Origin of the sequence: Helicobacter pylori NCTC 11637 = CCUG 17874 = ATCC 43504 = JCM 12093, from assembly GCF_900478295.1 — a bacterium.
Lineage (GTDB): Bacteria > Campylobacterota > Campylobacteria > Campylobacterales > Helicobacteraceae > Helicobacter > Helicobacter pylori.
The window spans coordinates 1,633,495-1,648,038 of record NZ_LS483488.1; the positions used below are offsets into that span (position 1 = coordinate 1,633,495).

The window sequence follows — 14,544 nt, forward strand, 5'->3', positions numbered from 1 at the left end:
CTAAAAAATAAAGCTTTAAAGATTAAACGCATCATTAAAATAAGATAAAAACGCATCATTAAAAAACAAAACGCATCATTAAAAAATAAATACGCACCATTAACCATTGATTGAATACCACTAGATACAATGCTCCATGTCATCTTTTTTTCAAAAAGGGGTAGAAATGGCATTCAACCATTCAAGCAATCAAGCAATCAAGCAATCAAGCAATCAAGCAATCAAGCAATCAAGCAACGCTACCCTATTATTATAACTTTTACCAAAACCGATTTAAAAATCCCCTACTCTTTATTATTCCCCCTATTATTAACCCTTTTATTCCCTCTCTCATTAATCCGTGCCACAATTTTTTTAAACCATTTGATTCCATAAGCCCCATTTTTAAATCAGTGGGGCTTACAGAGTTAAATTCAAAGGAGAAGTGATGGCTCAGTTAGAAGATTTAAAAGCGCATGAAAAATACAATTTGTTGTTGTGCTTATTCCAAAGTAATTATTACAACGATCCAACAAATACGGATTTAGAAGGCAAGCCTTTCAAACAAGCTTGTGAGGAATGCACTTTGACTTTTTTTCGCCCAAGAATGGATAAAGTGGCTCAAGAAGAGGATTTTCAAAAGGTGCGTAAAGCGGATTATGCTGTTGCTATTGTGTATGAGAAATCAACTAAAGAAGCTATAGTCCAACGGAGCGTTTTTGCTCTAAAGATTGACCATGATCGCATTGGAGTTGATGGTGGGGGATCGTTAGGGATTTATGGCGTTTGCGCTCAAAAAGGGAGCCAGGAATACGAAGAATTGGTCAATAAAAACGCATATTGTTTGACAAATTACCTACAACTTCAAAATTCAATGAAATTGATTGAGCGAAAAAATGAAGGGTTATGGGTTTTACCCATAAACCTATGAAAGGATTTTAATGGAATTGTTAAATTTAGACGGAGTGATTGAAAAAGGCATGTTTGAAATCCCTAGCTATCAAAGGGGGTATGCATGGCAAATAAGGCAATTAAAGGATTTTTGGAACGATTTAGAGCATGTGTCCAAACTGGGAGATAAATTCCATTACATGCATAGCTTAACCTTAAGAGAGTCTGAAAATGAGCTTGAAAGCAGTGCTTTTGAAATCATAGACTGCCAACAACGATTGGCTACAAGCCTGATTTTACTGGGCCTTTTAGCCAAAACCACCCAAAACAAAGACCCAAAGTATTCTTTAATCAACCTTGAACCCATTTTATCCTATAGGTATTATGGTTTGAGTGAAGCTTTTAGGGCGATCATTGAAGAAGAAAAAGATTTAAAAGCGTTCAAAACTTCTTTTTACGCTAAAAATCTTATTGAGGCTTACGAATTCTTTAAAGAAAAAATCAGCGATACGCCTATGGAAACGCTTGAAAAAATGTTTGATGCCCTTATAAAGAAAATGCTTTTTAGCGTGGTGGGATTGAACGATAACCGAATCGATCCGTTCAGTTCTTTTGAAACGATTAACAATCGTGGCAAGGATCTATCCACTTTAGAATTGTTAAAAAACCGCTTGCATTTTGTGGCGCACAAGATTTGTAATGGACAAAAATTAGAAACACTTCAAAAAGAGATCAATAATACCTACACGATCATTTATTACGATTTGAGATCCTTTGAAGACGATCATTTAGAAAGTTTTTTAAAGCATTTTGTGGCGTATTATTATGGCGAGAATAGCAAGTTTAAAGAGAGATTATTGAATACAGCGTTTGACGCTCATAAAAAATATACCCATAATACACCCTTTAGCGATGAATATGACAAAATAGACGAGCTGTTATTTTATCTGTCTTATTCTTCTAAAGTTTGGAATTTCTTGCACACGCTTGATGATGAAGAGCTTAGGATTGAAATCACGCCTAAAACGCGCGGCTTGTTAGACAAAATGCGGCGCTTAAACGCTTTGAGAGATAACGCTTTTCTTCCCTTATTGCTCTCTCTTTTAACCATACAGCTTGTTGGAAGAAGCGCTAATGAACAGCCTTATACCACCCAAGAATTAGAGGGTTTATTAGAGTATTTAGAGCGTTTCGGGTTTTTAGTCTATGGGGTTGCTGGTAGGGATACAGCTAAAAATGAATGGATTGAATTGGCTTTTATAGCGTTCAGAGCGTATAGATATGGGGAAGAAAATATCGCCATTGAAGATCTTCCAACGCTAGAAAAGAGTTTTTTCAAGGGCAAGTATAGCGGCTTGGAATTGCTTGAAGAGAGTATCCTTTCTAAAAAGAATGCTGAAAAATGGTATAAATGGGACAAGGCATTGAATTACTTGCTGTATGAATACGAGCTATACCATAACCCTGAAACGACTTTGAATTTTGATGGCAGTATAGAAAGCATTGAGTATATCCTGCCTCAAAAACCCGATCAAGGCTATAGCGCTAAAGAAAAAGATTGGGCCAAAAACCCTAACATCGTGCATGCCTTAGGGAACTTGCTCTTAATCCTTAAAAACGCTAACAGCTCTTTAAGCAACAAGCCTTTTGAGGAAAAAAGAAAAGAATACCTTAAAGGCTCTTATAGCGAAAAAGAAGTGGCTAAAAACGCTTCTTTTGGGGTCGCGCAAATCAAAGAAAGAAGCGAAAAATTATTAGACTTTTTAATCGCGCGTTATCGTATCGCTGAATTGGTGGGTGAAAGTGCGCTTAAAGCTTTTAAAAACGCTCTTTTAAAGGACATTGAATGATGCGATACTCAAAAATAAAGGGTCTATTTTTAGCGCTTCACACCCCAACAAGGAGGAACAAGCCATGCCAAAAAGATAAAAACATTAAAAAAACATTGAACGGACGATTATAGCGGATTTTAAAACAAATTTTTATCAAGGAGTATTTTATGGGTTTTCAAAACGAAAATAAGTTAGAGTTAGGCGCGTCAGTCAAAGCCACGATCAATAACAAAGTGGTGGAGGCTAAAGTCATTAATATTGGGTTTAATCGTGTAACCTTAAGGAGCCAAAAAGGCAACGAAGCCACTTACGCTTTCAATAGCGACAAGTTCTTAAAATGGTTTAAGGAAGTGCCTTTGAATGAAGTTGCGAAAAATCACGCCGAAAAAAGCGCTGATGACTTGTTAAAAGGGCTTAAAATCGTTACGAGCGGACCGAGTGTTAAGGAAAGGACTTCTACTGCTAAAGAGAAAGAAAATCGTTTCAAATTGGACTTTGATTTTGCTGATGAGAATGAGGGCGGTTTTCTCACTATGGCGGAGCTTTATGCTAACGAAAAAAGAAGTATGCGACTTGGTGTGTTGTTCGCTCCGATGAGTTATAATGGGGCAGGGTTTCAAGCGAGTTTAATCATTTTACATGCGCTCTCTTATATGGCTGATTTAAAGCATCATAGCGATGCGGAGTTTAATGCTATGATTGAAAATAGGGACACTGAAAATTGTATGTTTGATAGCTTTGATGATATGCTCATGGGGGATGTCCATAGTTTCTGTCGTGTTATTGAGCATTATGCCTTAAATTTAGAGAGGAGCGACGGTAAGGGTAAAGGTATCACTTTGGAAGAGTGGGCGAAGTATTTACCTAAAAATAAAGAAGAGGCAAAATTTGTGGCACAACTCTTATGCGATGGTGGTATCAATAAATACGATTTAACATGTGCAGGCTTGACACCTAATGTGTTAGCCGACAATCTTTGGTCTTATGGATTTAGGGACGAGGATTATGATGATGAGGGAAATGTTGTTGCTAGAGGTGAGGAGGCGGTAAATTATGAGGGGTAGCCCCCCCTGTGGGGTCTCCTTTTTTAATCTCTTTTCTTGCTCTTTTCATTCTCTCTCTAATTTGTCCGTTTAATTTGGAACGGCTTTAATCTTAAAACCCTATCTTTGCACGTTATTTCGCATTCAAAAGGCGTTTTTCTTTAAATTCCTGGTATTCTTTGATCGCATAATTCACAAAGGGTTTGATCGCAATCCCGCCCCTAGAGACAAAATCCCCATACACTTCCAAATACTTTGGTTCTAGCAATTGGATTAAATCCAGTAATATCGTATTGATACAGCTCTCATGAAAACTCCCATGGTTTCTGTAACTGAATAAATAGAGTTTGAGAGACTTGCTTTCTACCATTTTATTTTTAGGGATATAGCGGATGTAGATAGTGCCAAAATCCGGCTGAGAAGTGATGGGGCAAAGGCTTGTAAATTCCTTGCACTCTAGCGTGATTAAGGGGTCTAAATTGGGGTTTGGGTTAGGGAAAGCTTCTAATAGCTGGCTGTTGTATTCAAAAATATAGGGCGTTTTAGCGCCTAAGGATTTGAGGTTTAGTTCAGGGGTCATTAATCTTTCCTTGATTTAAGTTATAATAAGGCTATTTTAACCCATTTTTTAGGAAACTCATGAACAAACGCATAGAAACGATTACGGCTTTATTAGATGAAAAAAAGGCTTTTGATATTACGCATATTGATTTGTCTAAAACCCCCTATTTGGTAGAAGATGTCATTATCGCCACCACGCTAGCGAATAAGCATGCCCTTTCTTTATTAGATGCGCTTAAAAACACTCTTAAACCTTTAGGGGAAGTCTTTTACCAGATAGATGAGTCTAATGAAGAGTGGATCATTTTGGATTTAGGGGATTTGATGATCCATCTTTTCACCGAAGAATGCCGTAAAAAATTTGACTTAGAAGGGTTTTTGAACGCTTATAAAAGGGAGCTTCCTTATCAAAACGCCTAAGAAACTCATCGCGCTTCTAGGGCCTAGCGGGAGCGGGAAAAGCGCTCTTTCCATTGAATTAGCCCAAGAATTGGACGCTGAAATCTTTTCTTTGGATTCTTTGAGTATTTATAAAAATATTGACATCGCTTCGGCTAAACCCAGCCTGAAAGAACGAAAAAACATCAAGCATTACGCCCTAGATCACCTTAACATTGATGAAAAAAATAACGCTCCCCTTTTTAAAACCCTTTTAGAGGACGCTATGAGGGTGTCTTCTAAAGAAATTTTACTCATTGTGGGAGGGAGCAGTTTTTACTTAAAATCCATTTTAGAAGGTTTGAGCGATACGCCAAAAATTAGCGGTGAGGAGGTTGTAAAAATAGAGCGAGAAATCAGCGCCCTAGCTAACCCTTACGCGTTTTTAAAATCCATTGACCCTAACATGGCTTTTAAAATCCATCCAAACGACACCTACCGCATCCACAAGGCTTTAGAAATCTTTTATTCCACCCACACGCCCCCAAGCGAGTATTTTAAGGCTAACCCTAAAAAACCCTTTGAGCATGCTATCTCATTATTCGCCCTTTCTATTGAAAAAAGCGCGCTTCATAGCAACATCAAACAGCGCACCAAGAACATGCTCCATTCAGGGCTTATTGAAGAAATCAAAGCCCTTTATGCCAAATACCCTAAAGACTCGCAGCCTTTTAAAGCCATAGGCGTTAAAGAAAGCATTCTTTTTTTAGAAAAACAACTCACTTTAAAGGAGCTAGAAGAAGCGATTATCTCTAACACCATCAAATTAGCCAAGCGCCAAAACACTTTCAATAAAACCCAATTCAATAACCTTTATGTAGGGGGCGTTAAAGAAGTTAGGCATGCGATTTTAAAACACTCAAAAAGCGATATAAGGGAGCGATAAATGGATACGCAAAATTTACCCGATCAAGTTATCCCTATTTTTATGAGTTTTGATAAGAATTACGCGCTAGGGGCAGGAGTTTGCCTTTATTCTTTACTCTCCCATGCGAGCAGACACACAAGCATGATAGACTTTAGCCCCTTAAATCAAAGCAACCAACTTTTAGGCGCTAACATCGTGTATAAAATCCATTGTTTGATTAAAGGAGTCACTTTAGAGCAGCAAAACAAGCTTTTAAAAACCCTTGAGCCTTTTAAAACATTCGCTTCATTAGAGTTTATAGACATCAATTCGCTCGATCATTCCATAGAAAGTTATCTCAATGAGTCTTGCTCCAAGCGTTATGGCGGGCTTCTCATTTTATGCCGGCTTTTGCTCGCTTCGCTCTTCCCTAATTATTCTAAAATCATTTCCATAGATGTGGATACGGTGTTTTTGGGCGATGTTGTAAGCGCTTATTTTGCGCTGGATAATGAACCCACTAAATTGCTTGGCATGGTGAGAGACACATTTTCTCACCTTCCTTTTGAAGCTTTTTGTCATTTTATTGAGCGTGCTTGTAAGAATTTTAAGATTGATTTTTCACGCTTTAGCCAAAACGAATTACAACGCATCCATCAGGGCTTTAACATGGGCTTTTTGGTAGCGAATTTAGATTTGTGGCGCGAAAATGGGTTTGAAAAGATCGCTTTAGAGTTTTTGAAAACTAGGGGGAAAGATCTTTTCTACCCTGAGCAGTGTTTAATCAATATGGTGTTTTTAGAGCGTATTTTAGAATTGCCTATTTATTATAATTGCTATTCTGATTCTTTCAGCCAGCACTACCCTAAAAATATTATCATGCTCCATTTCATCCAATACAAGCCGTGGCGTTCTGTGAGTTCTTTGAATGGGCGTTTGATTTGCTATGAAGCTGAAGCGGGTTTTTGGCTCGCCAACCTTTTTTGCACCCCTTTTAAAAACGATTTTTTTAAAGAACGCCTTGAAATGGCTAAAGACCAACAAATGCAATCTTTTAAAACCCATATCCGATCAAAAACGATTAGGGATTATTTTTATTTTAGGATAAAAAATATTTTGAAAAAAGTTTTCAAACTTTCTTAAAGGGCATTCATGGAAAAATTATTGAAGTTTTTAAAATTCTTTGCCAGTAGCGTAACTCTAGATGAAAAGTTTTTAATATTCCTTCTTTGCAACGCTCTTTCTAACGCTTACAAAAATAGCGATTTGTTTTCTTTCTCTAAAGGCTTTTTAGGCGCTTTTTTAATCGGGTTTGTGGTGTATTATGGTTGCGCGCTAATCCCTAAAAAACGCTTGCGGTATTCATTAGAATGGCTGTTTATAGGAAGCGGTATTATTTTTAGCGTGGCAGAAATTTTTACGCTGTTTATGTTTAAAATGTCTTTTTCCAAAGGCTTGATTGACACGCTTTTAGCCACAAACAGCCCTGAAACGATGGCGTTTATAAAAAGCTATAAAAATTATTTGCTTTACTACGCTTTTATTTTGATCGCTTTATTGATTGTTATTAAAATCATTCGCTTTAGAGCGCTTGTGCCTGGTGTGATAGCGGGCGTTTTAGGGCTTTCTATCCTCACCATAGGGAGCGTTCGTAACATTAAACACCTTACAAAGAACGATGCGATTTTAAAAAGATCACTCTTTTCTCTTTCTTTAACTAGGGGGTTTTATTCCGCCTATTTGAGCTTAACTGATCGCCAACAAGCCATAAAATTTTATAGCTTTTTAAATAACCTTTATTTACCAAGCGATTATCTTTCTAGCACGGGCGATGTTTCAAATGTTATCTTAGTCATCGGCGAAAGCGCGAGCAGAAATTTCATGCAACTCTATGGCTATAACGCCCCTAATAATCCCTTATTGAGCCAACTCGCCAACGAGAGAGAGAGAGAGTAACAACCTGTTCGTGTTTTCTGACACGATAAGCAAAGAAGCCCACACCTCTGATGTCTTTGAAAGCCTGCTCAATTACAGCAACGCTGAAACGAATAAGCCTTGGTATCATTATCATAACATGATAGACATTTTCAAGCGATCCCATTATGAAACTTTTTGGTTAGAAAAACAAATCGTCGATCAATGGGGGATCACACAAAATCTAGTCTCTAATCGTTCTAAAAACCGCTACTATATTTTAGGAAACTATGGTGCATACGATGAAGAGCTAGTGAAATTTTATTCTAAAAATGTCCAACCCCAATTAAAAAGCAAGAATTTTATCGTGTTCCATTTGCTTGGCTCTCATTCTTGGTATGCCGATCGTTTCCCTAAAAGCTTTGCCAAATTCAAACCAAGCGATTTGTCTTTTTCTAATTTGCATGTGAGCAATGATAGAGACAAACAAATCGTTGCTGATTATGTCAATTCGCTTTATTATAACGACTTTGTTTTGAATGGGATTTTTAACCTCTTTAAAGATAAAGACGCTATTGTGTTTTATTTGAGCGATCATGCTCAAGATATTTTTGAAAGCGGCTCCACTTATGGGCATAGGTGTTCTAAAGCGGGCTTAGAAATCCCTTTTATGATTTACGTGAGCGATATTTTTAAAGAAAAACACCCCGAGAAAGTGAAGTTGATTAAAAACGCTTTAAATAAACCTTTCATGAGCGATGATTTAATCCACTCTCTTTTGCCTTTGGTAGGCATTCACACTAAAGATGAGATAGAGAGTAAAAACCTTTTTAGCCCTAAATTTAACGCCCAAAGAAAAAGGATCGTTTGTTATGGCAGCATGGATTATGATAGGACTAAATAATGATAAGGCTCTGCTCTCATCAATAGGGGTAAGATTGATTTTAAAAAAGCTTTTCAACCCTACCTTAAAATTTTCACTTCTTCTTCCAAATGAATGCCGTATTCTTGTAACACTCTGGCTTTGGCGAGTTCTATCAGATCTAGGGCTTCTTCAAATTCTGCACCCCCCAAATTCACCAAAAAATTCGCATGCTCTTTGGCAAAGCCCACTCTTTTCAAACAATAACCTCTTAAGCCCACGCCCTCTAAAAGCCTGCCCGCATAATCGTTAGGCGGGTTTTTGAAACAGCTCCCAAAATTAGGCAATTTGGGGTGGCTTTTGCGCATGCTTTGACACGCTTTTAAAACCCCTTCTCTAAAGCCATGCGTTTTTTTAAACCTCGCCCTTAAAACAACGCCGCTAAACCCGCTGCTGCGATAGCCCAACCCCAAAGCTTCTTTTTCTAGCCATTGATTATTAATGCAAGCGCTTTCTAAAACATTTTTGATTTCAAATTCTTTCATGCCGGCATTCATTTTAACTAACGCTCCTAAAGTGCCAGGCAATTGCCCTAAAAATTCCAAACCCTCTAAATCATTCGCCCTAAAATAATTAAAAATTTTAGACGCATTGGCCGCTCCCCCTACCTCCACCCACTCACCTTGATCGCAAATATAATCGTAGTTTTTTCCTAATAAAGCGAGATTTTTCACGCTAGGAGCGATTAAAAGGTTGTTCGCTAAACCTATGATCTGGTGTTCTTGAGAAATTTCATCATCGCTTTCTAAAACGCTCACTTTTAAAGGCGCGCCGATCTTCACGCTGCTGTAACGAGAAAAATCAATAATGGTTTCTAGCATTTTCTAGCCTATGATTTTAGGAATGAGCTTGATTAAGGTTTTGGTGTAATCTAAAAGCATGTTCGTCATCCACGGCATGGTTAAAATCAACACCCCAATCACGGCTAAAATCTTAGGCACAAAAGACAAAGTCATTTCATTGATTTGAGTGGTCGCTTGAAAAATACTGACTAATAGCCCCACCACTAAGCCCGCTAGTAATACCGGTAAAGAAATCATCAAAGTGATTTTATAAGTCTCAATGGCGAGTTTCATGAGTTGTGATTCCATAACATTCCTTTTATCTTAAGATTTCTTCTAATTGCTGAAAGCTTTGTTCAAAAGGCTGTAAAGCGTTTTCATCTTGCGCTAAAAACTGCTCCATTAAAGCCTTTTTCTTAATCGCTTCATCAAGCTCTTTATCGTTCCCCATTTGATAAGAGCCGATGCGAATGAGCATTTCATTTTCTTTCAACAACGCATACAAACGGCGGAATTTTCTCGCATAAAGGTTTTGAGACTCGCTGGTAATGTCTTTAGCCACCCTTGATGCGGAGTTTAAAATATTAATAGGCGGGTAGATCCCATAATCGGTCAATTCCCTGCTTAAGACAATATGCCCATCTAAAATACTCCTAGCTTGATCGGCTATGGGGTCGCTCAAATCATCGCCCTCTACTAGCACGCTAAAAAAAGCCGTGATGCTCCCCTTATTTTCTTCCTTGCCCGCTCTCTCCATCAATTGAGGCAATAAAGAAAGTGCGGATGGGGGGTAGCCTTTGGAAGTGGGCGGTTCGCCTAAAGCTAAACCGATTTCTCTTTGAGCCATAGCGAAACGAGTCACTGAATCCATGATGAATAACACATCTAGCCCTTGGTTTTTAAAATACTCCGCCACGCTCATCGCGCAAAAAGCCCCGTATTTGCGCATCAAAGGGCTATCATCGCTCGTAGCGACCACCAACACGCAAGAGCTTAAATCCCCTTTTAAGTTTTTCTCTATAAATTCAGGGATTTCTCTGCCCCTTTCCCCAATCAAAGCGATCACTTTAATCGGCGCTAAGCAACCCCTAGTGATCATGCCCATTAGCGTGGATTTGCCCACCCCAGAGCCGGCAAAAATGCCCAGTTTTTGCCCCTTACCGCAAGTCAAAAGCCCATCAATGCTCTTCACCCCCACGCTAAAAACCTCATCAATCAAGCCTCTTTTTAAAGGGGCTATAGGCGTTGTAATGACAGGCGCTAATCGCTCATAATCTAGCGCCCCCTTATTGTCAATGACTTGCCCTAAAGGGTTAAGCACCCTCCCTAAAAGATTACGGCCCACAGGGAAATTCAACCCCTCTTTTAAAAACAGCACCTTATCGCCAGCCCTAGCCCCCTCTATAAAATTAAAGGGCGTGAAACCAAACTGCTCTTTTTCTGCCACCACCACCATTCCCACGCATTCGCTGCCATCGCTTTTTTCAATCTTCACCACATCGCCCACAGAGGGGTTAAAACCATCCGCATAAACGATATTGGGCATGATTTTTTTCACGCTCCCATAACGAGGCGATAGTTCAAAATGCTGATTCAAGCGGTTTTTTAAGGATTTTAGGGGCATTTAAAGCTCTTTAGTCCATAAGACTTCAGCGATTTGGCGCTCATTGTTGATTCTATTCACATGCACGATCACATCAATCGCGCTCTTAAAATACGCTCGCATCAAATCCTTATCCAAAGAATGCGTATAACGCATGCTTAAATTCAGTGAAAGGGCTTCTAAAGTGTTTTGAGCGCTATTAGCGTGAATGGTTGAGAGCATGCCCTTATGCCCGGTGTTTCCTAAACGCAAAAAAAGTGCTGCATTCCTGGTGTCAATCTCGCCCACAATGAGCCTGTCCGGGTTTAAGCGCATGGCCATATTGAGAGCGTCTTCATAATTAAAGCGCGTGTTCTCTTGCTTGCCCACTAAAAGCCCCACGCAATTACTAAACGCTTTTAAATCCAATTCTTGGCTGTCTTCAACGCTCACCACCCTTTCATCTTTATTGACGCAATCTAAAAGAGCGTTTAATAAGCTTGTTTTACCGCTTGAAGTTTCCCCGCTAATGAGAATGTTATGCCCTTTTAGGGCTAAATTTTTCAAACCCTTTGGATCGCTTGCTTTAAAAGTGAAATCGTCTAAACTTAAGGGCTTAAGCCTAGGCACACGGATATTGAGCGTGATTTGATTGTTCGTGGTGATGCTAAAATGATTCGCGCTCACCCTATAGCGCGTGAAAGGGATAGAGCAATTTAAAGTGGGGTGCTCTTCATCAAAAAACAACCCCCTAAAACTAGCCAATTGCTCGCAAAATCTCAGCAAAAACGCCTTATCAAAAAGCGCATGCCCTCTTTTTTCTCGTGTGTTATTGACTTTATAAAGCCAAAGCTCCTGCTCGGTGTTGATGATCAGCTCGGTGATCCCGCTTTCTAAAAAAGGGGTAAAATGGCCGATTAGGGCTTGTAAAACTCTATGGGTTTGCAAGGTTTCCAAAAGTCCTATCCTTTTATCACCACTCTTTTAAAACCTGTTCGCAACGCTTGCAAGGGGTGTTTTCTAGCTCGCTTTTAAAACGCCAACACCTGGGGCATTTATAAAAGGGGGCTTTAAAGAGCGTGAATGCTGGCGTTTCGCTCAATTTTTCTTTTGCAACCCCTACAAAGCTTACCATCAGCAATTCTTCTACTAAATTTTCACGCAACGCTTTTTCTTTCACTTCAATAGCGCATTCCAACGAATTTTTAATGACGCCTTCTTTTTTCAATCGGTCTAACTCTTCATTAAAGGCAGAACGCAAGGCTAAAACGGCTTCAAAATTTTCTGGTTTTTTAAACTCTTTAAGGTGGAGTTTTTCTAAAACGCTAATGCCTTTCAAATCAAACACATCTTTAGCTTGCAAAAACGCGCACAGCACCTGACTATGCTCTAAAACTTCTTCAATCGTGTGCGTTAAAATCGGGGCTAAAAAGTAGCACAATTGACTGGCCACAGCGAGTAAGACCATTTGAATGGCTTGGCGTTTTTCATTGTTTTTGCTATCGCAATACAAGCTATCCTTACAAGCGTCTAAATAAATCCCGCTCAATTCATTGGCAACAAACGCCATTAAAATATTCAAGCCCTTCACAAAATCATGCTCTTCAAACGCGCTATTGACTCCAGCGCTTATGGTTTCTAAAGCCTCTAATATAAAATGATCTAAAGGGCTGAAGTCATGGGGGTGTTCTAAATTCTTAAGATCCATATCGCTAAAATTGGCGAGTAAGAATTTCAAGGTGTTGCGGAATTTCTTATAATGCTGTTCTGTTTGAATGAAAAAGGTTTGAGAGACCCTCAAATCGTTTTGATAGTCATTGAACGCTACCCACAAACGCACCACATCGCTCCCATGCTTTTTGAGCAAGTTGTCCAAAGACACCACATTGCCCTTAGATTTACTCATTTTCTCGCCCTTTTCATCTACGATAAAGCCATGCGTAATGACCTTTTTAAAAGGGGCTTGGTTGTTTAAAACACAACCGATTAGAAGCGAGCTTTGAAACCACCCCCTATGCTGATCGCTCCCTTCTAAAACCACATCGCTAGGACTTCGCCCTTTTTCTCCATGATAGTCTTCTAAAACCGCCTTAAAGGTGCTACCGCTATCAAACCACACGTCTAAAATGTGCATGACTTTTTCGTAATACGTGGCGTTCTCTTGATAGCTAGGGGGTAATAAATCTTTCACGCTGTATTCCCACCACACATCACAGCCTTTTTTTTCAAAAAGATTGGCCACATGCTCTAAAACTTCGCTTTCAAAACAAGGCTTATTCGTGCGTTTGTCTATGAAAAAGGCCAGTGGCACGCCCCATTTTCTTTGCCGGCTCAAGCACCAATCAGGGCGGTTTTCTATCATGGTTTTTAGGCGGTTTTTCCCGCTGCTTGGCACAAATTCCACCTTTTCAATCGCATCTAAAGCCACTTCTCTTAAGGTTTTTTGAGAGCCATCATTTTGGATAAAAGGCTCATCCATTAAAATAAACCATTGCGTGGTCGCTCTGTAAATCACAGGCTTGTGCGTCCTCCAACAATGCGGGTAGGAATGCTCAATCTCTTGCTCTAGCAATAAAGAATCGCCCAATTGCTCTATAATGCGTTTTTGAGCCTTAAAAACATGCTCGCCCAGATAGCTTTCATCTAATAATTTCTTATGGATAATGCCCTCATCATAACAACCCTTTTCATCTACGGACATTAACACTTCTAGATTGTATTTTAAGCCCAAATAATAGTCCTCTTCACCATGCCCAGGCGCGGTATGCACGGCTCCTGTGCCATCTTCTAAACCGACATGCTCTCCTAGAGTGATTAGGGAATCTCTTTGGTTTAAAGGATTAAGCGCTTTCAAGTATTCTAAATCATTGGCATTGAATTCATGCGCAATCTCACTATCCACCACCCCTAAAGCGGCTAATTTTTCATGCAGGGCTTTAGCGACTAAGTAGCCTTTTTGGGTGAGCGCATAGATAGCGTCTTTTTTCAAAGCGATCGCCACATTCGCATACAAAGTCCAAGGCGTGGTCGTCCAAATCACTAAGCTCGCTTTTTTGACTTTTAATTTTTCTAAACTCTCCTTTTTCAAACCAAACGCTACGAAAATGGAGGGCGATTTTTTCATTTTGTATTCCACTTCAGCTTCCGCTAAAGCGCTCTCGCATGCATAACTCCAATAAATGGGCTTGTGGCGCTCTTTCAAAAGCCCTTTTTTAGCCACTTCCACTAAAGCCCTATAAATGCTCGCTTCAAATTTAAAATCCATGGTTTTATAAGGATCTTCAAAATCCCCCAAAACGCCTAATTGCAAAAATTCATTCTTTTGGATTTCTAAAAATTTTTTCGCATGATCTCGGCACTTTTCTCTAAACAGCGTGGGGTTTTCTAGGCTCGTTTTTTCTTTTTCTAATCGCTCTAAAATTTGCTGCTCAATGGGCAAGCCATGGCAATCCCAACCGGGCGTGTAATAGATTTTCTTCCCTTTAAAATATTCCCTTTTAATAACAATGTCTTTTAAAATTTTATTTAAGGCATGCCCTAAATGCAAATGCCCGTTCGCATAAGGCGGCCCGTCATGCAAAGTGAAATCCCCATGGTTATCTTTCCTATTTTGCATGCGTTTGAACGCTTGTTGCTTTTGCCATTTGGCGTAAGTTTTAGGCTCATTAACGCTCAAATTCCCTTTCATAGAAAAGGTGGTTGTGTTTAAGTTTAGGGTGTCTTTGTATTCTTTCACTGATTGATCCTTAGTCT

The 14,544-nt window shown here is 39.3% G+C and carries 13 protein-coding genes and 1 pseudogene; 8 read left to right on the forward strand and 6 right to left on the reverse strand.

The window, feature by feature from the left end; genetic code table 11:
- Window positions 1-427: 427 nt before the first annotated feature.
- The 3 genes and pseudogenes from DQL14_RS08125 (at window position 428) to DQL14_RS08135 (ending at window position 3,766) form a co-directional block, all read left to right on the forward strand.
- Window positions 428-921, forward strand: a pseudogene (locus tag DQL14_RS08125) (hypothetical protein).
- The gene (locus DQL14_RS08130) at window positions 921-2,720 is read left to right on the forward strand and encodes a DUF262 domain-containing protein (protein WP_108169362.1); all 1,800 of its coding nucleotides are present in this window, start codon (window positions 921-923) and stop codon (window positions 2,718-2,720) included. Before DQL14_RS08125 ends, DQL14_RS08130 begins: the two are co-directional and overlap by 1 nt.
- Window positions 2,721-2,869: 149 nt before the next feature.
- Window positions 2,870-3,766: a hypothetical protein gene (locus DQL14_RS08135; RefSeq protein ID WP_108169363.1), complete on the forward strand. Its 897-nt coding sequence runs from the start codon at window positions 2,870-2,872 to the stop codon at window positions 3,764-3,766.
- 112 nt (window positions 3,767-3,878) lie between these two features.
- Here DQL14_RS08135 and queF read toward each other — a convergent pair whose 3' ends face one another.
- The gene (gene queF / locus DQL14_RS08140; protein WP_108169364.1) at window positions 3,879-4,325 is read right to left on the reverse strand and encodes a preQ(1) synthase; all 447 of its coding nucleotides are present in this window, start codon (window positions 4,323-4,325) and stop codon (window positions 3,879-3,881) included.
- Between the two features lie 59 nt (window positions 4,326-4,384).
- Between queF and rsfS the strand changes: the two genes are divergently transcribed.
- The 5 genes from rsfS to DQL14_RS08165 are packed head-to-tail and all read left to right on the forward strand — an operon-like array spanning window position 4,385 to window position 8,409.
- Window positions 4,385-4,726, forward strand: coding sequence for a ribosome silencing factor (gene rsfS / locus DQL14_RS08145; RefSeq protein ID WP_108169365.1), 342 nt, complete (start codon window positions 4,385-4,387; stop codon window positions 4,724-4,726).
- A 7-nt stretch (window positions 4,727-4,733) separates the two neighbouring features.
- Window positions 4,734-5,630: a tRNA (adenosine(37)-N6)-dimethylallyltransferase MiaA gene (miaA, locus tag DQL14_RS08150; RefSeq protein ID WP_108169366.1), complete on the forward strand. Its 897-nt coding sequence runs from the start codon at window positions 4,734-4,736 to the stop codon at window positions 5,628-5,630.
- Window positions 5,631-6,734: a glycosyltransferase family 8 protein gene (locus DQL14_RS08155; protein WP_108169367.1), complete on the forward strand. Its 1,104-nt coding sequence runs from the start codon at window positions 5,631-5,633 to the stop codon at window positions 6,732-6,734. It begins immediately after the preceding gene.
- A 9-nt stretch (window positions 6,735-6,743) separates the two neighbouring features.
- The gene (locus DQL14_RS08160; RefSeq protein WP_108169368.1) at window positions 6,744-7,547 is read left to right on the forward strand and encodes a sulfatase-like hydrolase/transferase; all 804 of its coding nucleotides are present in this window, start codon (window positions 6,744-6,746) and stop codon (window positions 7,545-7,547) included.
- Between the two features lie 10 nt (window positions 7,548-7,557).
- On the forward strand, window positions 7,558-8,409 hold the full coding sequence (locus DQL14_RS08165; RefSeq protein ID WP_108169369.1) for a phosphoethanolamine transferase: 852 nt from the start codon (window positions 7,558-7,560) through the stop codon (window positions 8,407-8,409).
- 59 nt (window positions 8,410-8,468) lie between these two features.
- Here the strand turns inward: DQL14_RS08165 and DQL14_RS08170 are convergent, their stop codons facing one another.
- Genes DQL14_RS08170 through ileS form a run of 5 tightly spaced genes read right to left on the reverse strand, consistent with a single transcriptional unit; the run spans window position 8,469 to window position 14,527 of the window.
- Window positions 8,469-9,248: a UDP-N-acetylmuramate dehydrogenase gene (locus DQL14_RS08170; protein WP_108169370.1), complete on the reverse strand. Its 780-nt coding sequence runs from the start codon at window positions 9,246-9,248 to the stop codon at window positions 8,469-8,471.
- A gap of 3 nt (window positions 9,249-9,251) precedes the next feature.
- Window positions 9,252-9,518 (reverse strand): flagellar biosynthesis protein FliQ, encoded by a 267-nt coding sequence (fliQ, locus tag DQL14_RS08175; RefSeq protein ID WP_000445741.1) that lies wholly within the window; start codon window positions 9,516-9,518, stop codon window positions 9,252-9,254.
- Window positions 9,519-9,528: 10 nt separating this feature from the next.
- Window positions 9,529-10,833: a flagellar protein export ATPase FliI gene (gene fliI / locus DQL14_RS08180; RefSeq protein ID WP_078215900.1), complete on the reverse strand. Its 1,305-nt coding sequence runs from the start codon at window positions 10,831-10,833 to the stop codon at window positions 9,529-9,531.
- Window positions 10,834-11,748 (reverse strand): CpaF/VirB11 family protein, encoded by a 915-nt coding sequence (locus tag DQL14_RS08185; RefSeq protein ID WP_108169371.1) that lies wholly within the window; start codon window positions 11,746-11,748, stop codon window positions 10,834-10,836.
- A 16-nt stretch (window positions 11,749-11,764) separates the two neighbouring features.
- On the reverse strand, window positions 11,765-14,527 hold the full coding sequence (ileS, locus tag DQL14_RS08190) for an isoleucine--tRNA ligase (protein ID WP_108169372.1): 2,763 nt from the start codon (window positions 14,525-14,527) through the stop codon (window positions 11,765-11,767).
- Window positions 14,528-14,544: the final 17 nt, after the last annotated feature.